General features: G+C 68.4%; 20 protein-coding genes and 1 pseudogene. 13 read left to right on the top strand and 8 right to left on the bottom strand.

Features of this window, described 5'->3' with window-relative positions; translation table 11 throughout:
- Window positions 1-18: 18 nt before the first annotated feature.
- The 4 genes and pseudogenes from E3O62_RS02245 to E3O62_RS02230 form a co-directional block, all read right to left on the bottom strand.
- Window positions 19-1,087 (bottom strand): annotated as a pseudogene (locus E3O62_RS02245) (2,3-butanediol dehydrogenase).
- 137 nt (window positions 1,088-1,224) lie between these two features.
- Window positions 1,225-2,868, bottom strand: coding sequence for a cation acetate symporter (locus tag E3O62_RS02240; protein WP_134395978.1), 1,644 nt, complete (start codon window positions 2,866-2,868; stop codon window positions 1,225-1,227).
- On the bottom strand, window positions 2,865-3,224 hold the full coding sequence (locus tag E3O62_RS02235) for a DUF485 domain-containing protein (RefSeq protein WP_104099874.1): 360 nt from the start codon (window positions 3,222-3,224) through the stop codon (window positions 2,865-2,867). The genes E3O62_RS02240 and E3O62_RS02235 overlap by 4 nt, the downstream gene beginning before the upstream one ends.
- Window positions 3,225-3,302: 78 nt before the next feature.
- Window positions 3,303-5,237: an AMP-binding protein gene (locus E3O62_RS02230; RefSeq protein WP_134397384.1), complete on the bottom strand. Its 1,935-nt coding sequence runs from the start codon at window positions 5,235-5,237 to the stop codon at window positions 3,303-3,305.
- 87 nt (window positions 5,238-5,324) lie between these two features.
- Between E3O62_RS02230 and E3O62_RS02225 the strand changes: the two genes are divergently transcribed.
- Genes E3O62_RS02225 through E3O62_RS02180 form a run of 10 tightly spaced genes read left to right on the top strand, consistent with a single transcriptional unit; the run spans window position 5,325 to window position 14,285 of the window.
- Window positions 5,325-6,041, top strand: coding sequence for a GntR family transcriptional regulator (locus E3O62_RS02225; RefSeq protein ID WP_134397383.1), 717 nt, complete (start codon window positions 5,325-5,327; stop codon window positions 6,039-6,041).
- A gap of 42 nt (window positions 6,042-6,083) precedes the next feature.
- On the top strand, window positions 6,084-7,619 hold the full coding sequence (locus E3O62_RS02220; RefSeq protein ID WP_134397382.1) for an MmgE/PrpD family protein: 1,536 nt from the start codon (window positions 6,084-6,086) through the stop codon (window positions 7,617-7,619).
- On the top strand, window positions 7,619-8,530 hold the full coding sequence (gene prpB / locus E3O62_RS02215) for a methylisocitrate lyase (RefSeq protein ID WP_134397381.1): 912 nt from the start codon (window positions 7,619-7,621) through the stop codon (window positions 8,528-8,530). The genes E3O62_RS02220 and prpB overlap by 1 nt, the downstream gene beginning before the upstream one ends.
- Before the next feature lie 46 nt (window positions 8,531-8,576).
- Window positions 8,577-9,707 (top strand): bifunctional 2-methylcitrate synthase/citrate synthase, encoded by a 1,131-nt coding sequence (locus E3O62_RS02210; protein ID WP_134395973.1) that lies wholly within the window; start codon window positions 8,577-8,579, stop codon window positions 9,705-9,707.
- A gap of 36 nt (window positions 9,708-9,743) precedes the next feature.
- Window positions 9,744-10,361, top strand: a complete 618-nt coding sequence (locus tag E3O62_RS02205; RefSeq protein ID WP_104170202.1) for a phosphoribosyltransferase — start codon at window positions 9,744-9,746, stop codon at window positions 10,359-10,361.
- Window positions 10,358-11,077, top strand: coding sequence for a Type 1 glutamine amidotransferase-like domain-containing protein (locus E3O62_RS02200; RefSeq protein WP_134395972.1), 720 nt, complete (start codon window positions 10,358-10,360; stop codon window positions 11,075-11,077). The genes E3O62_RS02205 and E3O62_RS02200 overlap by 4 nt, the downstream gene beginning before the upstream one ends.
- 10 nt (window positions 11,078-11,087) lie before the next feature.
- Window positions 11,088-11,774, top strand: a complete 687-nt coding sequence (locus E3O62_RS02195; RefSeq protein ID WP_134395971.1) for a uracil-DNA glycosylase — start codon at window positions 11,088-11,090, stop codon at window positions 11,772-11,774.
- A 26-nt stretch (window positions 11,775-11,800) separates the two neighbouring features.
- A complete protein-coding gene (locus tag E3O62_RS02190; RefSeq protein WP_174720098.1) occupies window positions 11,801-12,379 on the top strand; it encodes a GNAT family N-acetyltransferase in 579 nt (192 codons plus the stop codon).
- Between the two features lie 44 nt (window positions 12,380-12,423).
- Entirely contained in the window at window positions 12,424-12,786 is a 363-nt protein-coding gene (locus tag E3O62_RS02185; protein WP_134395970.1) for a hypothetical protein, read from the top strand.
- 44 nt (window positions 12,787-12,830) lie between these two features.
- On the top strand, window positions 12,831-14,285 hold the full coding sequence (locus tag E3O62_RS02180) for an amidase (protein WP_134395969.1): 1,455 nt from the start codon (window positions 12,831-12,833) through the stop codon (window positions 14,283-14,285).
- A 64-nt stretch (window positions 14,286-14,349) separates the two neighbouring features.
- Here the strand turns inward: E3O62_RS02180 and E3O62_RS02175 are convergent, their stop codons facing one another.
- Window positions 14,350-16,416: an MMPL family transporter gene (locus E3O62_RS02175; protein ID WP_134397380.1), complete on the bottom strand. Its 2,067-nt coding sequence runs from the start codon at window positions 16,414-16,416 to the stop codon at window positions 14,350-14,352.
- 61 nt (window positions 16,417-16,477) lie between these two features.
- Between E3O62_RS02175 and E3O62_RS02170 the strand changes: the two genes are divergently transcribed.
- The 3 genes from E3O62_RS02170 to E3O62_RS02160 all read left to right on the top strand — a co-directional run bounded on the left by E3O62_RS02170 (window position 16,478) and on the right by E3O62_RS02160 (window position 19,088).
- Window positions 16,478-17,002, top strand: coding sequence for a MarR family winged helix-turn-helix transcriptional regulator (locus E3O62_RS02170; protein WP_241973269.1), 525 nt, complete (start codon window positions 16,478-16,480; stop codon window positions 17,000-17,002).
- 92 nt (window positions 17,003-17,094) lie between these two features.
- Window positions 17,095-17,595, top strand: coding sequence for a Fur family transcriptional regulator (locus E3O62_RS02165; RefSeq protein ID WP_241973268.1), 501 nt, complete (start codon window positions 17,095-17,097; stop codon window positions 17,593-17,595).
- Window positions 17,592-19,088 (top strand): catalase, encoded by a 1,497-nt coding sequence (locus E3O62_RS02160; RefSeq protein WP_134397379.1) that lies wholly within the window; start codon window positions 17,592-17,594, stop codon window positions 19,086-19,088. Before E3O62_RS02165 ends, E3O62_RS02160 begins: the two co-directional genes overlap by 4 nt.
- Before the next feature lie 102 nt (window positions 19,089-19,190).
- Here the strand turns inward: E3O62_RS02160 and E3O62_RS02155 are convergent, their stop codons facing one another.
- The 3 genes from E3O62_RS02155 to E3O62_RS02145 form a co-directional block, all read right to left on the bottom strand.
- Window positions 19,191-19,772, bottom strand: a complete 582-nt coding sequence (locus E3O62_RS02155) for a hypothetical protein (RefSeq protein ID WP_134395966.1) — start codon at window positions 19,770-19,772, stop codon at window positions 19,191-19,193.
- A 116-nt stretch (window positions 19,773-19,888) separates the two neighbouring features.
- Window positions 19,889-20,308 carry a DUF302 domain-containing protein gene (locus E3O62_RS02150; protein WP_134395965.1) on the bottom strand — a complete coding sequence of 140 codons (420 nt, stop codon included), beginning with the start codon at window positions 20,306-20,308 and terminating at the stop codon, window positions 19,889-19,891.
- 619 nt (window positions 20,309-20,927) lie between these two features.
- Complete coding sequence (locus tag E3O62_RS02145; protein ID WP_134395964.1) at window positions 20,928-21,770, bottom strand: SDR family NAD(P)-dependent oxidoreductase; 843 nt, start codon at window positions 21,768-21,770, stop codon at window positions 20,928-20,930.
- Window positions 21,771-21,773: the final 3 nt, after the last annotated feature.

Raw genomic sequence — 21,773 nt, 5'->3', positions numbered from 1 at the left:
CGCACTCAAGCGTTCTGCCTAGGGGTGGACCAAGATCTTCACAGCGGTGTCGTTGTGGTTGATCAGGGTGTCGAAGCCCTCGCTGATGAGGCCGTCGAGCGCGATCCGGCCGGTGATGAACGGCTTGAGGTCGATCTTGCCGCTCGTCACCAGTGAGATGGTCTCCTCGTGGTCGCGCGCGTAGGCGATGGTGCCGCGCAGGTCGATCTCCTTGAGCACGATCTTCTGCATGTCCACCGTGGCCGGGTGTCCCCAGATGGAGACGTTGACCAGCACGCCGGCGGGGCGCAGCGCGTCGAGCAGCGTGTCGAGCACGATGTTGACGCCGGCGCACTCGAACGCGACATCCGCGCCGACGCCGCCGGTGAGCTCGAGCACGCGGGCCTTGACGTTCTCGGTGGTCGGGTCGACGACGTAGTCGGCGGCGCCGCTCGAGAGGGACTTCTCCTTGCGGGCAGTGCTGAGCTCGCTCATGATCGTGGTCACGCCGATCCCCTTGAGGATGGCCGCCGTCAGCAGGCCGATGGGCCCGGCGCCGCCGATGAGAGCGACGTCGCCGGCCTTCGCGCCGCTGCGGACCACGGCGTGGTGCGCGACCGACNTGCGCGACCGACAGTGGCTCGATCAGCGCGGCCTCGTCGAGGGGGAGGTCTCCGATCGGGTGCACCCAGCGCTGGTCGACGACGATTTTCTCGCTCAGGCCGCCGCCGCCGCCGGCGAGTCCGATGAAGCCCATCTTCTCGCAGAGGTGGTAGTTGCCGGCCTCGCAGGGCGGGCACTCGTTGCAGACGAAGTACGGTTCCACGACGACGTTGTCGCCGACCGTGAGGCCCTCCACGCCGTCGCCGACCTCCTCGATGGTGCCGGAGAACTCGTGCCCCATCGTGACCGGGAGGGATTCATGCGAAAGCGGATGCGGGTGGCCGGGCGCCGAGATGAAGATCGGGCCGTCGAGATACTCGTGCAGGTCGGTGCCGCAGATGCCGCACCAGGCGACTGCGATCTTCACTGTGCCGCTGCGGGTCTCCGGCTCTTTGATGTTTTCAATGCGGACATCTTTCTGGCCGTGGAAACGTGCAGCTTTCATTGAGAATCTTCTCCAGTCGTGCGTCAAAGGCTCGGCACAGGCGGATGGTCTGGCCCTCTAGCCCGCGGATGACACTACTCCCCCCGGCTGGGGTGCAGCCGGGGGGAGTAGTGGTCATGCGGGTCGTACGGTTTCGATCAGTGCTCGGAGGCCTTCTCGGCGCCGAAGCCGGTCATGGACCGCACGGACATTTCCGCGGCCAGCAGCGGGTCTTCCTTGCGGGTGCTGGTGACCGAGCCGAGCCAGCCCAGGAAGAACCCGATCGGGATGGAGATGATGCCGGGGTTGCTCAGAGGGAACCAGGCGAAGTCGACGTTTGCACCGAACATCGACGTCTCCGTGCCGGAGAAGACCGGCGAGAAGATGATCAGACCGACGGTGACCGCAAGGCCGCCGTACATGCTCCACACGGCGCCGCGGGTGGTGAAGCCGCGCCAGAAGAGCGAGTACAGGATGGTCGGCAGGTTGGCGCTCGCCGCGACGGCGAAGGCCAGGGCCACCAGGAAGGCGATGTTCTGCCCCTGCACGCCGATGCCGCCGGCGATCGAGAGGATGCCGATGATGACGACGGTACGACGTGCGACCTTGACCTCGGCGTCGGGGTCACCCTTGCCCTTCTTGATCACGCTCATGTAGATGTCGTGAGCGAAGGAGGTCGCGGCGGTGATCGTGATCCCGGCCACCACGGCCAGGATCGTGGCAAACGCAATGGCCGAGATGAAGCCGAGCAGCAGCGGTCCGCCGAGCGCGAGGGACAGCAGCGGCGCGGCCGAGTTCACTCCGCCGGGAGCGGCGAGGATGACATCTGCTCCGACGAGCGCGGCGGCACCGAAGCCGAGCACCAGCGTGAACAGATAGAACGCACCGATCAGCCAGATCGCCCAGACGACCGAGCGACGGGCTTCCTTGGCGCTGGGCACCGTGTAGAAGCGCATCAACACGTGCGGCAGGCCCGCGGTGCCGAGCACCAGGGCGATGGCGAGCGAGACGAAGTCGAGCGGGTTCTCGCCGTATTTCAGGCCGGGCACCAGGATGGCGTCGGCCGGCACACTCGTCGAGGCGGCGATGGCCGAGTCGAGAAGCGCCGAGAAGTTGAAGCCGTTGATGGCCAGCACCCAGACGGTCATCGCGAATGCGCCGATGATGAGCAGGAACGCCTTGATGATCTGCACCCAGGTGGTGCCCTTCATGCCACCGATGAGCACGTACATGATCATCAGGCCGCCGACCACGGTGACCACGACGGACTGCCCGACCTTGTCGTCGATGCCCAGGAGCAGCGACACGAGGCCGCCGGCTCCGGCCATCTGGGCGAGGAGGTAGAAGAAGCAGACGGCAAGGGTGGTCGTCGCCGCGGCCACGCGCACGGGACCCTGACGCAGGCGGAAGGAGAGCACATCCGCCATGGTGTACTTGCCGGTGTTGCGCATGAGCTCGGCCACCAGCAGCAGGGCGACGAGCCAGGCCACGAGGAAACCGATCGAGTACAGGAAGCCGTCGTAACCGCTGACCGCGATCGCCCCGACGATGCCGAGGAACGACGCCGCGGAGAGGTAGTCGCCGGCGATGGCGAACCCGTTCTGCGGGCCGGTGAAGGACCGGCCGCCGGTGTAGTAGTCGGCCGCGGTCTTGTTGTTGCGCCCGGCGCGGATGACGACGATCAGGGTGACCGCCACGAAGGCGAGGAAGATCGAGATGTTCAGCACGGGGTTGTTTTCCGCGGGTTCGACGGCTTGGGCCAGGCGGCCCGGCAGGGACTGCAGAATGCTGGTTGCGATCATTTCTTGTCCATCTCCTCAAGCTCGGCACGCAGCTCGGCCCCGAGGGGGTCGAGACGGCGGTTCGAGTACGACACGTACCACATGGTGATGGCGAAGGTGGTGACGAACTGGCCGAGGCCGAGCACCAGTCCGAGGTTGAACTTGCCGAAGACCGGGATTGCCATCACGTCGGGCAGGTAGGCCGCGACGAGCACGAAGGCGAAGTACCAGATGAAGAAGAAGGCGGCCAGCGGCAGCACGAACCCGCGGCGCTGCTTCTTCAGCTGGATGAACTTCGGCGTCTTCTCATACGCGATGTAGTCGATGGTGGACGGTTTTACTCCGTCCGGGAGTTTGTCTTTCAGTGATTCCGCCATGCGGGCTCCTTTGCTCCGGTGAAGGGATGTGACTGTGTGGGATGGTGCTGGGGTGATCTGTGGGGGTCGACTGGTGCTTCAGGCGTTCGGGCCGACTCCATGCACGGCCTGCTTGAGGGCGTCGAGAACCGTGGGATCCTCGATCGTCGGCGGCACGGTGTAGGCCTCGCCATCGACGATCTGCCGGATGGTCTTGCGCAGGATCTTCCCCGACCGGGTCTTCGGCAGCCTGTCCAGGATGGTCACGTCTCGGAACGCGGCCACCGGCCCGACGTGCTCCCGCACCAGCGCGATGAGCTCTGCGCCGAGAGTGTCGTGGTCGATCGTGGCCCCGGCCTTGAGCGTGACGAAGCCGGCCGCGCGCTGCCCCTTGAGAGGGTCGCGCACGCCGAGCACCGCGCACTCGGCGACCGCGGGGTGCAGGGTGAGCACCTCCTCGAGCGAGCCGGTGGACAGTCGGTGCCCGGCGACGTTGATCACGTCGTCGGTGCGGCCCATCACATAGAGGTAGCCGTCCTCGTCGAAGTGGCCGGAATCTCCGGTGGCGTAGAAGCCGGGGAAAGCCGACAGGTAGGAGCTTTCGAAGCGGTCTTCGCTGCCCCAGATCCCGAGCAGGGTGCCGGGCGGCAGCGGGAGGCGGATGGCGATGTTGCCGTCCTTGCCGGCCTTCGTGACCGGCTTGCCCTGGGAATCGAGGATGGCGATGTCGTAGCCGGGCACCGGGAACGTGGCCGAGCCCGGTCTCGTCGGGATGTCGGCGATGCCCCGCGGGTTCGCGCAGATCGCCCAGCCGGTCTCGGTCTGCCACCAGTGATCGACCACCGGGCAGTGCAGCCCGTCATTGGCCCAGTGGTATGTCTCCGGGTCGAGGCGTTCGCCGGCCAGGAACAGCCCGTGCAGGCTGCGGATGTCATGCCCCGCCAGTTCGACCAGGTCAGGGTCGACGCGGCGGATGGCACGGATGGCCGTGGGCGCCGTGAACAGGACTGACACCTGGTAGTCCTCCACCACGCGCCAGAACGCCCCGGCATCCGGGGTGCCGACCGGTTTGCCCTCATAGATGACCGTGGTGGCGCCGACCAGCAGCGGGGCATAGACGATGTAGGAGTGGCCGACCACCCAGCCGACGTCAGAGGCCGCCCAGAAGACGTCGCCGGGCTTGACGTTGTAGATATTGGCCATCGACCAGGCCAGCGCCACGGCGTGGCCGCCGTTGTCGCGGACGATCCCCTTCGGATTGCCGGTCGTCCCTGAGGTGTACAGGATGTAGAGCGGGTCGTCGGAGCGAAGGCTGATCGGCGCGGCCGGGGAGGCCTCGTTCTCCTCGTGGGCCCAGTCCAGCCAGGCCACGTCGCTGGTGCCGGCGTAGTCGGCGGCGCAGCCGGGGACCATCTCCCGGTCGCGCACGATGACGGTGTGCACCGAGCCCTTGCTGCGAGCGAGGGCGCGTTCGACCAGAGGCAGGTATTCGACTGCCCGGCCCGGTTCGAGGCCGCCGGAGGCGGTCACGATCACGGACGGTCGCGCATCGTCGATCCGCACGGCGAGCTCGCTGGCGGCGAAGCCGCCGAAGACGACGGAGTGGATGGCGCCGATGCGGGCACACGCCAGCATGGCGACGATGGCTTCCGGGATCATCGGCAGGTAGACGATCACCCGGTCGCCCCGGCCGACGCCGCTGGCGCGGAGCACGCCGGCAAAGCGCTCGACGCGTCCCAGAAGTTCGCGATAGCTCAGGCGCACCCGGGTTCCGGACATCGCCGAGTCGTAGATGACGGCCGTCTGTTCGCCGCGTCCGGCAAGCACGTGGCGGTCGAGCGCGTTGTAGCTGGTGTTGAGTTCGCCGTCCGGGAACCAGCGCCAGGCGCCGGGGAAGCGTTCCTCCAGCGCTACCGTCGGCGGCACGGTCCAGTCGATTGCCCGGGCTGCCTGCAGCCAGAACGCCGAACGCGTGTTGTCATCGATGCTTCTCTGCCACAGGTCGTGATACCCCGCCGATGCTTCCCCTGACATTCGAACCTCTCCGTTGAAGTTCCTATGTATACATTGAATTCGTGAAGTCTGGCACAAATCCCGCAATAAGGGAATAACATGTGATTTGTGTATACAGAAACCCCAACGACGGGGACCACGGCTCCGGTTCGCGCAAGTGAACGCGCCTACCGGCAGCTGCGCGGCGAGATTCTCGACGGCATCCTGGCGCCCGGCACGGGGCTGCTCGAGGTGGAGCAGGCCGCCCGGATCGGGGTGTCGCGCACCCCTCTGCGCGCGGCGATCGCCCGGCTGATCGCCGACGGTCTGGTGGCCGGCCGCACCGGCCGTGGGTTCATGGTCACCGAGATGAGCGTGGACAGAATCGGGGAACTCTACGAGGTGCGACGGGCGTTGGAGGAACACGCCGCCCGGATCGCCGCCGAGCGCCGCGACCCGGCGGTCTTCGAGGTTCTCCGCACGCAGTTCCTTGCGGCCCCGGAGCTGCTCCGGCACGGCAAGGCGGGACTACGCCGCTACTACGAGCTGATCGACGAGTTCGACCTGGCCCTTGACGTGGCCGTGGCGAACCCCTTCCTCGTGGGTGCGCTCGCCGGGGTGCGCACGCACCTCGCCCGCATCCGTCGCCTGGCCCGGGACAACCCGGACCGGCTCCGAAGCGCCGCCGCCGAGCACCTGCTCATCGTGGACGCCGTTCTGGCGGGTGACTCGTCGCTGGCCGCCCACGCCACGCACGTGCACCTCCACCAGAGCCTCACCAGCGTTCTCGCGACCCTCCGGGGATCGTCGGCCGTTCCGGCCGACCCATCGCCTCCACCGCGCTGACCGCACTATTCGAACCGATCGAACCAATCGAAGGGATCCACCGTGCAGCTCCACCACGTTCGTGTTCACCGCAGCGACGAGAACCTTGCCCGCACCGACCAGCTGGCCTGGAAGATCGCCCTGTGCGCCGCCGACCCGGTCGCGGTGAGCGACGAGGTGACCGAGATGATCGTCAACCGGGTGATCGACAACGCCGCCGTCGCCGCGGCGTCGCTGACCCGGCGCCCGGTGGTGTCGGCCCGCTCGCAGGCGCTCGCGCATCCGCGTTCATTCAACGGCGTCGGGGCGACCGTGTTCGGTGAGCAGCGCTCCCGCCGGGTGTCACCGGAGTGGGCGGCCTGGGCCAACGGGGTCGCCGTGCGTGAGCTCGACTACCACGACACGTTCCTCGCGGCCGAGTACTCACACCCCGGCGACAACATCCCGCCGGTCGTCGCGGTCGCCCAGCACCTCGCCACCGCCCGCGGATTGACCGGTCGCGACCTCGTGCGCGGCATCGCCACGGGCTACGAGATCCAGATCGACCTGGTCAAGGGCATCAGCCTGCACGCGCACAAGATCGACCACGTGGCCCACCTCGGCCCGTCGGCGGCCGCCGGCATCGGCACCCTGCTCGGGCTCGACCCCGAGACCATCTTCCAGGCGGTGGGGCAGGCGCTGCACACCACGACGGCCACCCGGCAGTCCAGGAAGGGCGAGATCTCCAGCTGGAAGGCACACGCCCCGGCCTTCGCCGGCAAGATGGCGGTGGAGGCGGTCGACCGCGCGATGCGCGGCGAAACCAGCCCCACCCCGATCTACGAGGGGGAAGACGGCGTGATCGCCTGGCTGCTCGACGGCCCGGATGCCGCCTATGAGGTGTCGCTGCCGTCGAATGGTGAAGCCAAGCGCGCCATCCTGGACAGCTACACGAAGGAGCACTCGGCGGAGTACCAGGCGCAGGCGTGGATCGACCTGGCCCGGAAGCTGCACCGGGAGCACCCGACCCTGTCCGATCCGGCCAACGTCGTATCCGTCGTCATCCACACCAGCCACCACACCCACTACGTGATCGGCTCGGGCGCGAACGACCCGCAGAAGTACGACCCCACGGCCAGCCGGGAGACCCTCGACCACTCCATCCCGTACATCTTCACGGTCGCCCTGCAGGACGGCAGCTGGCACCACGTCGACTCCTACCGGCCCGAACGCGCCGGCCGGGCCGACACGATCGCCCTCTGGAACAAGGTGACCACGACGGAGGACAGCGAGTGGACCCGCCGGTACCACTCGCTCGACCCGGCCGAGAAGGCCTTCGGCGGTCGAGTCGAGATCGAGCTCACCGACGGCAGCCGGGTCGTCGACGAGATCGCCGTCGCCGACGCCCATCCGCTCGGCGCGAAGCCGTTCGGGCGGGACGAATACGTGCACAAGTTCCGCACCCTCGCGGCGGACGTGGTCGAGGAGGGCGAGATCGTGCGCTTCCTCGCCGCGGCCGAACGCCTGCCGCGGCTTGGCGCCGGGGAGCTCGGCCAGCTCACCATCGTGGCCCGTAACGGGTTGCTCGCCTCACTTCCCACCCCGAACGGAATCTTCTGATGTTGTACTCGACCGTCACCCCTGCCGCCAAGCGGGCCGCGTTCCGCGAGGACCTGGCGAGCGGCCGGCTGTTGCGCTTCCCCGGTGCGTTCAACCCGCTCTCGGCCCGACTGATCGCGGCAAAGGGCTTCGAAGGGGTGTACATCTCCGGCGCGGTGCTCTCGGCCGACCTGGGTCTGCCCGACATCGGCCTGACCACTCTCACCGAGGTGGCCGGCCGGAGCCAGCAGATCGCCCGGATGAGCGACCTGCCCACGATCGTGGACGCCGACACCGGCTTCGGCGAGCCGATGAACGTGGCACGCACGATCCAGACGCTCGAGGATGCCGGCCTGGCCGGCATGCACATCGAGGACCAGGTCAATCCGAAACGCTGCGGTCACCTCGACGGAAAGCAGGTCGTCGACGACGACACGGCGGCCAAGCGCATCCGGGCGGCCGTCGACGCCCGGCGCGACCCGAACTTCCTGATCATGGCGCGCACGGACATCCGTGCCGTCGACGGCCTGGCTGCCGCGGTCGACCGGGCGAAAAAGCTCGTCGACGCCGGGGCCGACGCGATCTTTCCGGAGGCGATGGCATCGCTGGCCGAGTTCGCGGCCATCCGCGCCGCCGTGGACGTGCCGGTGCTGGCGAACATGACCGAGTTCGGCAAGGGCGAGCTCTACACGGTCAAGCAGCTGGCGGATGTCGGCATGAACATCGTCATCTTCCCGGTGTCCCTGCTGCGCCTCGCGATGGGGGCGGCCGAACGCGGCCTCGACACCATCGAGGCGCAGGGCTCCCTGACCGGCCTGCTGCCGGAGATGCAGCACCGGGCGAGGCTCTACGAGCTGCTCGACTACGAGTCGTACAGTCACTTCGATTCCGGCGTCTTCAACTTCACCCTCAACCCGGATGTTGCCTCGTAGCAGCCCGGCCCCGCACGCAGATCCAGTCTCAACGCAAGGGAGCGACATGAGTCAGAACGAACCGATCATTTACAAGGGCCTCGCCGGCGTCGTGGTCGACCATACGCAGGTGTCCAAGGTCAACCCCGAATCGAACTCGCTGCTGTACCGGGGCTACCCGGTGCAGGAACTCGCGGCACAGAGGAGCTTCGAGGAGGTGGCCTACCTGCTCTGGCACGGCGAGTTGCCGACCGACGTCGAGCTGGGCGAATTCGAGGAGCAGGAACGCTCCCTCCGGCACCTGACTCCTGCGGTGAAGCGCGTCATCGACGAGCTGCCGACGACGGCGCACCCGATGGACGTCGTGCGCACGGCGGTCAGCCTGATCGGCGCGAACGACCCCGATGCGGCCGACGCGTCGCCGGCGGCCAACCGTGCCAAGGGCCTGCGGCTCTGGGCCCAGATGCCGGCGATCGTGGCCTACGACCAGCGCCGCCGCCACGGCCTCGAGCTGATCGAACCGCGCGGCGATCTCGGCTACTCGGCCAACTTCCTGTTCATGACGTTCGGCGAGGTGCCCGAACTCGTGGTCGTGAACGCGTTCGATGTGTCCATGATCATGTATGCGGAGCACTCCTTCAACGCGTCGACGTTCACCGCCCGCGTGATCACCTCGACCCTGTCCGACCTGCACTCCGCGGTCACCGGAGCGATCGGCGCTCTCAAGGGCGCGCTGCACGGCGGGGCGAACGAGGCCGTGATGCACATTTTCGACGAAATCGGGCTCGGTTTGGGCGCCGGGGAGCGCGCCGAGACGTGGCTGAACGAGACCCTCGCCGCAAAGCGGAAGGTGATGGGCTTCGGCCACCGGGTGTACAAGCACGGGGACTCGCGGGTGCCGACCATGCGCACCGCGCTGGTCACCCTGGTCGAGCATTATGACCGGCCGGACCTGCTGGAGCTCTACGAATCCCTCGAGGCGGGGATGACGACGCGCACCGGCATCCTGCCCAACCTGGACTACCCGTCGGGACCGGCGTACAACCTGATGGGATTCGACACCCTCACTTTCACGCCGATCTTCGTCGCGGCGCGACTGACCGGTTGGACCGCGCACATCATCGAGCAGACCGCATCGAATGCCCTGATCCGTCCGCTCTCGCTGTATAACGGCCACGAGGAGCGACACCTGGCCTGAGCTCACCGTCACCGCGCCGTGACCTACCATTGGGAAATGGGATTCGACGCGGACGACGCTGCACGTGATGTGACCGGAATTGAGCGGGAAGTGCTGGGCTGGGACGTGTTCGCGGACGCGTCCCGCCAGCTGTCGAAGGCGGTGCTGTCGAGTGGTTTCCAGCCGGATGTCGTGATCGCCATCGCCCGCGGCGGGCTGCTGCTCGCCGGCGCGATGTCGTATGCGCTGGGCACCAAGAACTGCGGCAGCATCAACGTGCAGTTCTACACCGGCGTCGACGAGCGCCTGCCCGTGCCGGTCCTGTCGGGACCGATGCTCGACGCGCCTTCGCTGACCGGCCTGCGGGTGCTGCTCGTCGACGACGTCTCCGACTCCGGGCACACCCTCGCGATGGTCGTCGCGCTGCTGCGGGAAACCGCCTGCGAGGTGCGCACCGCCACCCTGTACACGAAGCCTCGCACCGTGCTGGTGCCCGATTTCACCTGGTGTGAAACGGACCGCTGGATCGTGTTCCCCTGGTCCTCCCTGCCGCCCGTGGCGGAGAGCCTCACCGGTGCGAGCCTGCCGGGCGGCGCACAGCTCGATGACGCTCTGCCTGTCGCGAGCCTGCTCGCCGCCAGCCTGCCCCTCGTGGCCCGGGGCGCCCTGCTGTGAGCGTGCACCTGGTCGGCGGCGGTTGGAACCCCCGGACAGACGCGGCCGTCTTCGGACCCTTCCTGGCCGAGGCCACGGCGCGCGGAGTCGCTGCAGGCCGCGCGGAGCCAGGCATCGCGATCCTCGTCGTGCGTGCCGAAGACGCCGCCGACCACGCCGCGAACCTGGTCGCCGCCGTCTCTGCGGCCGGCGAGTTCGAGCCGAAGGTCACCGTCGTCGCCCCGGGCGACGTCTTCGCCCTGACCGCGGTGTCCGAGGCCGACGGAATCCTGGTCGGCGGCGGAGTCACCCCCGCCTACCTGGCCGCCGTGGCCCCGATATTCGGTGAGATCCGCCGTCAGGTGGCCGCCGGCATCCCCTATCTCGGATTCTCTGCCGGCGCGATGATCGCGGCCGAGCGTGCGCTGATCGGCGGCTGGCGCATGGGCGGCGTCGAGGTCAGCGGCGAACACGCCGCCGAGGGGCTCGACGAGATCACCGTCGAACCAGGCATCGGGCTGCTCGACGTCACCGTGGAGGTGCACGCCGCCCAGTGGGGCACGCTGTCCCGGCTGGTCGCGGCTACCGAGGCCGGCCTGATCGACGGCGGCCTGGCCGTCGACGAGAACACCGCGCTGGTCGTCGGCGAGGGCGCGCTCAGCGTCGTCGGAGCCGGCAGTGTCTGGCGGGTCAGCGAGGCCGACGGCGGGGTGCTCGTGAGCACCTTCGGGGCCTGAGCCGAGCATCATGCCCGTCACCCTCGCCGCGCTGACCGAGAGCCGGGCCATCGATCTTGGCTGGGCCCAGGCGCTGGCGCCGGTGGCGTCGGAGATCGACCGGATGGGCGAGCACCTGCGCGCCGAGACTCTGGCCGGCCGTATCTGGCTACCGGCCCCGGAGAACGTCTTCCGCGCCTTCGCCGAGCCGTTCGACGCCGTGCGGGTGCTCATCGTCGGGCAGGACCCATACCCGACCCGGGGACATCCGATCGGGCTCGCCTTCGCGACCGAGGCACACGTGCGGCCGCTGCCGCGCAGCCTGGCGAACATCTGCCGGGAGCTACACGACGACGTGGGCGTCACCGCCGCCACCGGAGACCTCTCGCCGTGGTCGCGGCGGGGGGTGCTGCTGCTCAACCGCGTACTCACCGTGCAGGCCGGCCTGGCCGGGTCGCATCGGCGCCGCGGCTGGGAAAGCGTGACCGAGCAGGCCATCCGTGCCCTCGTCGCCCGGGACCGGCCGCTCGTGGCGATCCTGTGGGGGAAGGATGCCGGCACGCTGCGGCCGCTCCTCGGGGACACGCCGGTGATCGAGTCTGCTCATCCGAGCCCGCTGTCGGCCAGGCGCGGATTTTTCGGGTCGAAGCCGTTCAGCCGGGCCAACGAGTACCTCGGCCGCGCCGGGGCGGCCCCGGTTGACTGGTCCCTCGGGTAATCTGGAGCTCTCTGGAGGAGTTAGCTGTGCTTGAAGAGGAATACCAGCCGCGTCGGCAATTGCCCCGGCACCTTCGACCGACGCCCGCGGAAGAGGCGCCGTTCGGATTCACCATGCGTGAGGCCCAAATCACCGATCTGCCGTATATCCGGGAGGTCTACAACTACTACGTCGCCAACAGCACGGTCACCTTCGACGTCGACCCGATGACCCTGGCCGAGTGGCGCAGCAAGTTCTACTATCTGGGCAAGCTCGGGATGCCGTTCATCGTGGCTGTCTCCCCGGCCGGCCAGCTGCTCGGTTACGCCCTGGTCGGCCCGTGGAAGCAGAAACGCGCCTACCGGTTCACGGTCGAGAACTCGATCTACCTCGGAGCGGCCTCCACCGGCAAGGGACTGGGCCGGATGCTGCTCGGCGAACTCATCGAGCGCTCCCAGGCCGCCGGGCTCAAGGAAATCATCGCGGTCGTCGCCGACCAGGGCGCCGACGCATCGATCAAGCTGCACCGCGACTTCGGATTCGCGGAGATCGGTCGGATGGGCAAGGTCGGCTTCAAGTTCGACCGTTGGCTCGGCACCGTGCTCCTGCAGAAGAGCCTCAAATAGGCGAAGCGGCGAGACTGCGGCCGGCGGACGCCTAAAATCGAGGGATGACCGATGCCCTGCCCACCCTGCCCGAGCGCCACACCGTGTTGCGCTCGTTCGCAGGACACCTCGAGGCCGGCCCCGACGCCGTGTTCAACCGGCTCGTGACGGCGATGGCCTCGGGGGCGGCCGGCGGGGGCAACGTGCACACCGACCGGGACCGACGCCGACTCGTGCTGCGGCGCGGCTGGTGGTACCGCGGCGAGTACCAGGTGCTGCCCGAGGAGCAGGCCGGGTCGCTCGTGCAGTACGAGATCATCAACGTCGCGCAGCTGCTGCCATGGGCCGGGTCGTGGGCGGCGGCATCCGTTCTCCGCGCCGCGCCGCGGGCGTTCCAGGCGTTGCTGACCGGGCTGTCCCACTCCTGAGCGTCTCGCCGCTGCCCGGCATCCCGGCTGGCTAGGCTCGGGGGATGGCTGCTCCGCATGAACTGACCGCTCTCGAACAATGGCAGGCGCTGCAGCGCGGTGAGATCAGCCCCACGGAGCTGACCGAGCACTACCTGGGCCGGATCGAGGCGCAGGACTCCGGCCTCGGCGCGTTCGTGAGCGTGACAACGGATGCCGCGCGGGAGCGGGCCCGCTTCGTCGAGCAGCTGATGCCGCGCAGCATGCCGCTCTGGGGTCTGCCCTTCGCCGACAAGGACCTGCAGAGCCGCGCCGGCGTGCCAACCCGGTTCGGATCGCGGCTGATGCAGGATTACGTGCCCGCCGAGTCCGACGATCTCGTGCTCGCCCTGGACGCGGCCGGCGGCGTGAGCCTCGGCAAGACCAGCACGCCCGAGTTCGGGCTGCCGTCGTACACCGAGACACTGGCCGGGCCGCCCGCGCGCAACCCGTGGGACCGCTCCCGGGGCGCGGGCGGCTCCAGCGGCGGGGCGGCGGTGGCCGTCGCCGCCCGGCTGCTTCCCTTCGCTCCGGGCTCCGACGGCGGCGGCTCGGTGCGGATTCCCGCGGCAGCCTGCGGTCTCGTCGGCGTGAAACCGTCGCGCGGCCGGGTGCCCTCGTCGTCCGGGATCAACGCGCTCGGCGGTCTCAGCGTGGCCGGACCGCTGGCACGGACGGTGGCGGATGCCGCCCTGCTGCTGGACGCCATGATCGCGCCGCGAGGCGGGCATCCGCAGCACCTGTACTCGCTCCGGCCCCCCGGCGACGATGCACCTCTGCTGGCCGCCGCCGTGCGCGCCGAGGGTCGGTTCCAGCTCGGAGTGATGACAACCTCCGCCTGGGATGACGCCTACCCGATTGAGATCGCTCCCGAGGCGTTGGCGGCCCTGATGGTGGCCGTCGACGGGTTCGCAAATATGGGCCATGGCCTGGAGGAGACGGCGCTCGAACCCGACGACAGCTATGTGCCGGCGTTCCGAACGATCTGGCAGGCCGGCGCTGCGGGCATCCCCGCCGACACCCCGGAGCAGGAGCAGCTGCTCGAGCCGCTCACCCGCTGGCTGATGCACCGCGGCCGGGAGCTGTCCGCCCGGGATCTGGCTCAGGCGCTCGCGGCCCTGTCGGCTTACGAGCGGTCGTTCATCCGCCAGTTGTCCCGATTCGACGCGGTGCTGACCCCGGCGCTCGCGCTCACGCCGCGCCCGCTGGGCTGGTACGACGCGGTCGACGGGGAGCGCAACTTCGCCCAGCAGGTGCAGTACACCCCGTTCACGTCCATGGTCAACGTGAGCGGACTGCCCGCGATCGTGCTGCCCGTTGCCGAAACCGAGGCTGGACTGCCGATGGGAGTGCAGCTGATCGGCCGGCCGGGTGGGGAGGCCACGCTGCTGGCGCTCGGTGCCCAGCTCGAACGGAGGCTGCGGTGGCAGCACCGCACGCCGCCCGAGGCCGGCGGCCTCGGACTCCCGTGCGCCCGCTGAGTGATTCCGAGCGCGCGGCGTCGAATTCGTTCGGGGTTCGACACGGATTCTCGCCCGCGGTGCGCTAGACCAGCGGGGCCTTCGCGGCCGGACGGGACGGCCACCAGAACCTGTCGCCGGTGAGGAACACCAGCGCCGGCACCACGAGGGTGCGCACCACGAGCGTGTCGAGCAGCACGCCGATGCAGACGATGACGCCGATCTGGGTCAGAGCCACGACCGGCAGCACGCCCAGCACGGCGAAGACCGCCGCGATCAGGATGCCGGCGCTCGTGATGACTGCGCCCGTCGACGACAGGGCGCGCACCATGCCCTCCTTCGTGCCGAACCGGATGCTCTCTTCCCGGGCTCGGGTGGTGAGGAAGATGTTGTAGTCCACCCCGAGGGCCACCAGGAAGAGGAACGCGAAGAGCACCACGTTGGTGTTGAAGGCGGGGAAGCCCATCAGGTTCTGGAAGATCCAGTTGGAGGCACCGAGGCTGGCGAAGTACGTCGCCAGCACGCTGAGGATCAGCAGAACGGGTGCCACCAGGGAGCGCAGGAGCAGGGCGAGGATGGCGAACACGATCGCCAGGATCATCGGGATGATCAGGGCCTGGTCGGCCTGCGCACTCGTCCTGTTGTCGAACGCCGTGGCGTCGCTGCCGCCGACCAGGGCCTCGGACACGTCGCCCGAGGACTCGGCATAGGTGCCGCGCAGTGTGTCGATGACGGAGAAGGTTTCGTCGCTGCCCGGCTCGCTGGACAGGGAGAGGTTCAGCCGGGTCAGGCCGTTCGCGCTCTCGCCGGCCAGCACGGACTCGACGCCGGGCGTGTCGGTGGCACGCGTCGTGGCCTCGGCTGCCGCGGCATCCGGTACCAGCACGATGGTCTGGCTGGTCAAGCCGGCCGAGAAGGATTCCTTCACGATGGCCTGCGCCTGCACCGACTCGGGCTTGCCGAGGAGCTGGTCGGCCTGCGACAGACCCACGGAGGCGCCGATCAGGCCCAGGCTGAGGGCACCGATCGCGGCGACGGATGCCGCGGTGACCACGATCGGACGGCGCTCTACGCCCCGGCCGAGGCGGGTCCAGAAGCCGGGACGCAGCTCGGCGCCGGCGCCCGGCATGAAGCGGGGGATGAACGGCCAGAACAGCCCGCGGCCGCAGACCACAAGGGCAGCCGGCAGCACGACCAGCGCGAAGGTGATGGCGATGACGACACCGATGGCGCAGGCGAAACCGAGCGCGCGGTTGCCAGACAGCTCGGCGAACAGCAGGGTGAGCAGGCTGAGCGCGACCGTGCCGCCACTGGCGGCGATGGCCGGGCCGGCACCGCGCACCGCGGCCAGCATGGCGTCGTTGCGGTTATCGGTGCGGAGTAACTCCTCGCGATAGCGGGCCACGAGCAGCAGGGCGTAATTGGTGCCCGCGCCGAAGACCAGCACGGACTGGATGCCGGCGACGGAGGGATCGAGGGTGATGTCGAACGGCTCGGCCAGGGCTCCCACGACGACCCCGGACAGGCCATCCGCGATGCCGACGACGACGAGCGGAACGATCCAGAGCACGGGACTGCGGTAGGTGACGATCAGAAGCACGGCGACGACGATCACGGTGACGAGCAGCAGCCGGAAGTCGGCACCGGCGAAGGCGTTGGTGATGTCGGACTGAAAGCCGACGGCGCCGGTGACATAGGCGTTCAGGCCGCTCGGCAGTGCGTCGGACGCGGCGTCACGGATGCCGGCGGCCGCCCCGCCGATGTCGGCGTTGGCCTCGTCCGCGTCCAGCGGAACGATGCTGATCGCGGCCTGCCCGTCATCGCTGAACCGCGGCATGGTGGCCTGCGGCACGATCGACTGCTCGGCGAGGGCGGTGCCGCGTTCGGCGATGGCCTCGATGTCGGCCCGGGTCAGGTCGGCACCCTCCCGGGTCCAGACCACGATCGCTGAGGTCTGCTCGGCGGAGGGGAACTCGGCGAGGAGCGCATCGACCTGTGCGGCCTGGCTGGACGTGGGCAGCCCGGAGGTGGGGAACTCCTCGGAATCGTCCGAGGGGAAGAGGGAGAAGAGCAGACCAACGGCGACGATCGTCGCGATCAGGACGATCCAGGCCGTGCGTTGACCGGTGATGAACCGCTGAATCGCGAGCAAAATTCCTCCAAGGAACCTGATTGCTAGGCGTCCTAGCAATATTGGTAATAGTATGGCTCCTATGGAAGAGCGTCGCAAGTTCGCTCCCGGCTCCGAGGTCGGGGTCGTCGGCGCGCCAGGGGGCGGCGAAAGTCGGAAGTCCGGTCTGCCGGTTTCGGACCGGATCGGCTTCCAGCTGCACGACATCGTGCACTTGTCCCGCGCCTTCGAGCGCCAAGTCGGGCAGGCGCTCGAGGTGAACGCCACCGACCTGTCCGCGATGGAGCACCTGATCCAGGAGGGGTCGCTGACCCCGGGCGAGCTCTCCCGCCGCCTGGACATCTCCACGGCGGCAACCACTCTCGTGGTCGACCGGCTCGTGGCCCTGGGGCACGCCCAGCGTCATCCGCACTCGTCGGATCGGCGAAAGGTGGTCGTGGTGCCGGCTCAGGAGTCGGTTTCGCGGGCATTCCAGCAACTGCTTCCGGTGATCGGGGGAGTGGCGGCGCTCACCCAGGATCTCTCTGATGAGGAACGAGAGGTCATCGAGGCTTTCCTGGCCCGGGTCGTCGACGTTTACCAATCGGCACTCGGCTCGCCGTCCTGAGCCGGTGATCCGCGCAGAGCAACCCGCGTGCGCCACGCCCGGTGGTCGCCAATTGTTTTGAGTAATTCAAAACAACTGTTAGCGTGGGGTGCATGACGGAAACAGGGCGGATGCGGGCGGTTGAGGCGTCCGGCCCGCTCGCCGACAGCATCCGGGCGTCTGGGCTCAAGGTCACCGGGCCCCGCTTAGCGGTGCTGCGTGTTCTCGACCAGGCCCCGCACTCGACCGCGGAGCGGCTCTACGCCACGGTTCGAGCCGAGCTGCCGGGCACCTCACTGCAGGCGGTCTACGGTGTGCTCGCGGCCTTCACCGGCGCAGGGATCGCCCGCAAGATCGAGCCGGCCGGCTCCCCGGCTCTCTTCGAACGCCGGGTCGGCGACAACCACCACCACATTGTCTGCACCCGGTGCAGCGCCGTGCACGACGTCGACTGCGCCGTGGGTGCGTCCCCCTGCCTAACGCCCTCGAACACCTCCGGATTCACCGTGCACACCGCTGAGGTCACCTACTGGGGTCTCTGCCCCGCCTGTCAGACCGCCACACTTACCGCGCTTTCCACACCTGCACCGCTGTCCAACGAAGGAGCACGATGACAATCAAGCCCACCACCACGCAGACGGGAACGCCCGTCGCCAGCGACGAGCACTCCCTGACCGTTGGAACCGAGGGAGTCACTGCCCTGCACGACGTCTACCTGGTCGAGAAGCTCGCCCAGTTCAACCGCGAGCGCATTCCGGAGCGCATCGTGCATGCCAAGGGCGGCGGAGCGCACGGCCTCTTCGAGGTGACCGGAGACGTCTCCGCGTATACCCGCGCCGCGCTCTTCCAACCGGGAGCGACCACCGAGACCCTGCAGCGCTTCTCCAGCGTCGCCGGCGAGCAGGGCAGCCCCGACACCTGGCGCGACGTGCGCGGCTTCTCGGTGAAGTTCTACACCTCCGAGGGCAACTACGACATCGTCGGCAACAACACACCGGTGTTCTTCATCCGCGACGGTATCAAGTTCCCCGATTTCATCCACTCGCAGAAGCGCCTGCCGGGCTCCGGCCTGCGCGACGCGACCATGCAGTGGGACTTCTGGACCCTCTCCCCGGAGTCCGCGCACCAGGTCACCTACCTGATGGGCGACCGCGGCCTGCCGCGCTCCTGGCGCGAGATGCCCGGCTTCGGCTCGCACACCTACCAGTGGATCAACGCAGCCGGTGAGCGCTTCTGGGTCAAGTACCACTTCACCTCCAACCAGGGCAACATCGAGATGGAGGGCTCGGAGGCTGAGCTTATCGCCGGGGCCGACGCCGACTACTACCGGCGCGACCTCTTCGACGCCATCGATGCCGGAAACTTCCCGTCCTGGGACGTCTCGGTGCAGATCATGCCGTACGACGACGCCAAGGCCTACCGGTTCAACCCGTTCGACATCACCAAGGTGTGGCCGCACGCAGACTACCCGCTGGTCAAAATCGGCACGCACACCCTGAACCGCAACCCGGAGAACTTCTTTGCTGAGATCGAGCAGGCCGCGTTCTCCCCGGCGAACTTCGTGCCCGGCATCGCGGCGAGCCCCGACAAGATGCTGATGGCGCGCATTTTCTCCTACCCGGACGCGCAGCGCTACCGTGTTGGCACTAACTTCAGCCAGCTGCCGGTCAACGCAGCGAAGTCCCCCGTGAACAACTACTCGCAGGATGGCGCCGCCCGCTATCACTTCAATGCGACGGATGCCCCGAACTACGCTCCGAACTCGCTGGGCGGCCCGGTGGCCGACCCGCAGGCGGCAACCGACGGAAGCTGGGAGAACGACGGTGAGCTCATGCGCGCCGCCGCGCAGCTGCGCAGCGAAGACAGCGACTTCGGCCAGGCCGGGACGCTGTACCGCGAGGTCTACGACGACGCCGCAAAGGCGCGCTTCCTCGACACCATCACCGGCGCGATCAGCGGGGTGGAGCGCCCCGAGGTGACCGAGCGGGCCATCGCATACTGGACCAGCGTCGACGCCGACCTCGGCGTGAAGCTGCGCGCGAACCTCGCGACCTGGGCCGAAGCCGACCTGCTGGCCGAGGCCGCAGCCGGGTACGCCGCCCCGTAGCAGCATCCGCTTGACCGAGAAAGCCCGACCTCGTCGAGGTGGGGCTTTCTCGTGTCCCGCTCCCGTGTCCCGCTTCCTATCCGGTGCGCCGGTGGCCCGGCGTCAGCAGTAGAAGGCGCGCGTCGTGTCCGGCGCGACGATCGCCTTCACGACACCGCCCGGCTGGAGCAGGGCCACTCCGCCGAAGGCGGAGCCGTCCTCACCCCAGGGGGCACCGTCAGCCACCTTGTCGTAGACGAAGGGTCCTGAACCGTCGTTGTATTCATCGTGCGCCTGATCCTCCGGGAGCGCATCGAAGAAGGCCTGGGCATTGTCGCCGACCGCGAATCCACCGCTGCTCCGAAGGGCTATCCCCGCTACGGAGGGGCCGCTGAACCTGACCGTGAACCCGATGGACGACACGGAGAGCATTGCGTCGTCCCAGACATAGTGGGTCGAAGGCGCATCACAGGCTTCGTCCCGAGTCATCTCGGTTTGGATCGGCGACGTTCCGAAGGCGTTCGTGAGCAAGGCGATGGCCGTGTCGGGGCCGTCGTCCAAGACCGCGGTCTGCACGGTCTGCCCGTCGGGGGTCTGGCTGACCAGTCGGGAGCCGCTCATCACGATCGTCGACACGGTGGGCGTGGGGGTGGACCCCGGTGCGGGGGTCGAGGAGCAGGCACTCAGCAGCAGTCCCGCCAGCACTGTCAGGGCGACGCCGCCCCGGATCCTGGACCGGGTCCGATCACCTGTTCGGTGCGTTCGTTCATTGATTCCCCCGCTGGTCAACGTTTTCCCGCCTGATCAAGCCTGGCCCAAGGTTACTGCGCGGCGCCGGCGAGCACGGCGGCGAGGGCCGCGCGCAGCCGGGCATCCGCTTCGATGGAGACCTGCTTGATCTCCGGTTTCGTGCTGAGCTGCGCCATGATGGCCGGGTCGAGGGCTTCCACGGTGGTTTCACCGGCCCCCGCGTGGCGGCGCACGACCACGTTGCAGGGGAGCAGAGCGCCGATGCCAGGGTCGGCTGTCACGGCCCGCTGGGCCAGGGCGGGATTGCAGGCGCCGAGAATCAGGTAGTCGCCGACGGCGTCGGCGGCCTCCTGGCCCAGCTTGGCGGCGAAGGTGGACTGCATGTTGATTTCGGTCAGTATGCCGAATCCTTGGTCGGCCAGTGCTTCCCGGGCCATCCTGACCGCTTCGTCGAACGAGACATTGACCGTGACGGTGTGTGCGTAGCTCATGCTGTTCCTCCACTGGGGTGACATTCACTGGGGATCGCGACGCCCCCAGACCATCATGCGCGCCACCGGCCCGATCTGCCACCGTGAACCGGTGGATTCTCGTAAGGTCAGGCATTTCATACCTGGGACTTGCTTACCTCAACGGATGCGCCCGGCGCCACCCGCCCCCGCGCGAGCTGCCGACCATTCTGCGCCACTCGGCCGCGCACGTGCTCCGGCTGTCGTCCCCATTCATCCGGGCCACGTTTACCGGCCCCGAGCTGCACCGGTTCGGCCACGAGGGAGCTCAGGGTGGGCGCCCGAACCATACGGGTGCCCCGGCACGTCCGGCTCGTCGTGTGGCCAACTCAGGAGATCCGTCCGGGCCTCCCGGACATCCGTGCGGATCCTGCACTGCTCCGCACCGGCGGGTAACTGCAGGTGACGGATGTCCTGAGTTGGCCACACGCGCACGCGGGCCGCCCTGACCCGGGGAGGCAGGACGCAGGGTGGCAGAGCCCATCGTCCGGAGCAGTGGCGAGCCCGGTGCGCAGCCGAAGTCTCTCCCGTTTGGAGTTCCGCACCGCGACCCGAACCCCGCACGAATCCGACACCGGAAGCCTCGTGCCGGAGGCTCCGGCTAGGAGGCCAGAGGCGCCGAGTGCGCGGCGACCAGCGCGGAACTCTGCTCCCAGAGGGCGGCGGCCAGCTGGGAGTCGTAGGCCTGCTTGTTCGCCTTCTGGATGCGGCGTTTCTCGTAGTACTCGCCCGATGCCCAGTCGGTGCCCGGCGTCGCGGTGGCCAGCCAGACCAGGGTGTCGGCTCCCTGTTCAGCGCCGAGCAGCAGGCGTTTGAGCGGAGTCTGGTAAATGAGGCGCATGAGGGTCGTCGACCCGGTGGAGAAGCTCGTTGCCACCACGCCGGGGTGGAAGGCTGCAGTGGTGAGTCCCTCGTCGCTGTAGCGGCGGTGGAGTTCCCTGGTGAAGAGGATGTTCGCGAGCTTGGCGTCGCCGTACGCCTTGTTCGCGGAATACTTCGTCTCGCCCTGCAGAACGTCGAGGTCGATCTTGCCGAAGAGCTGGTTGGCGGCGCTGGACGTGTTGATCACCCGGGCCCGACTGGCGACGAGCCGGTCCATCAACAGCGTGGTGAGCAGAAAGGGAGCCAGGTGGTTGACCTGGAAGGTCTTCTCATAGCCGTCAACGGTGGTTACGCGGTCGCCCATGATGCCGCCGGCGTTGTTGGCGAGCATGTCGATGCGCGGATAGTGCTCCTGCAGCTCGGCGGCAAGGGTGCGCACCTCGTCGAGGCAGGCGAAGTCGGCCACGAGGAAGTCGGCACCCAGTGCCTCGGCGACCGCGGCGGTCTTGGCTGGCGAGCGGCCCACGATCACGACTCGGTCCCCGGACTGGCTGAGGGCGCGGGCGGCGGCGGCGCCGATCCCGTCGCTGGCGCCGGTGATCACGATGGTGCGTGCGGTCATTCT

It is taken from the genome of Cryobacterium sp. TMT2-15-1 (assembly GCF_004402345.1).
Classification (GTDB): Bacteria; Actinomycetota; Actinomycetes; order Actinomycetales; family Microbacteriaceae; genus Cryobacterium; species Cryobacterium sandaracinum.
Note: the sequence above shows the minus strand (reverse complement) of the source record. Positions and strands in the feature narration are given on the sequence as shown.

Coding starts and splice junctions, on each gene's coding strand:
- E3O62_RS02240 (WP_134395978.1), bottom strand. CDS start 2,868: ATGATCGCAACCAGCATTCTGCAGTCCCTGCCGGGCCGCCTGGCCCAA.
- E3O62_RS02235 (WP_104099874.1), bottom strand. CDS start 3,224: ATGGCGGAATCACTGAAAGACAAACTCCCGGACGGAGTAAAACCGTCC.
- E3O62_RS02230 (WP_134397384.1), bottom strand. CDS start 5,237: ATGTCAGGGGAAGCATCGGCGGGGTATCACGACCTGTGGCAGAGAAGC.
- prpB (WP_134397381.1), top strand. CDS start 7,619: ATGTTGTACTCGACCGTCACCCCTGCCGCCAAGCGGGCCGCGTTCCGC.
- E3O62_RS02210 (WP_134395973.1), top strand. CDS start 8,577: ATGAGTCAGAACGAACCGATCATTTACAAGGGCCTCGCCGGCGTCGTG.
- E3O62_RS02205 (WP_104170202.1), top strand. CDS start 9,744: ATGGGATTCGACGCGGACGACGCTGCACGTGATGTGACCGGAATTGAG.
- E3O62_RS02195 (WP_134395971.1), top strand. CDS start 11,088: ATGCCCGTCACCCTCGCCGCGCTGACCGAGAGCCGGGCCATCGATCTT.
- E3O62_RS02185 (WP_134395970.1), top strand. CDS start 12,424: ATGACCGATGCCCTGCCCACCCTGCCCGAGCGCCACACCGTGTTGCGC.
- E3O62_RS02180 (WP_134395969.1), top strand. CDS start 12,831: ATGGCTGCTCCGCATGAACTGACCGCTCTCGAACAATGGCAGGCGCTG.
- E3O62_RS02170 (WP_241973269.1), top strand. CDS start 16,478: ATGGAAGAGCGTCGCAAGTTCGCTCCCGGCTCCGAGGTCGGGGTCGTC.
- E3O62_RS02165 (WP_241973268.1), top strand. CDS start 17,095: ATGACGGAAACAGGGCGGATGCGGGCGGTTGAGGCGTCCGGCCCGCTC.
- E3O62_RS02160 (WP_134397379.1), top strand. CDS start 17,592: ATGACAATCAAGCCCACCACCACGCAGACGGGAACGCCCGTCGCCAGC.
- E3O62_RS02150 (WP_134395965.1), bottom strand. CDS start 20,308: ATGAGCTACGCACACACCGTCACGGTCAATGTCTCGTTCGACGAAGCG.
- E3O62_RS02145 (WP_134395964.1), bottom strand. CDS start 21,770: ATGACCGCACGCACCATCGTGATCACCGGCGCCAGCGACGGGATCGGC.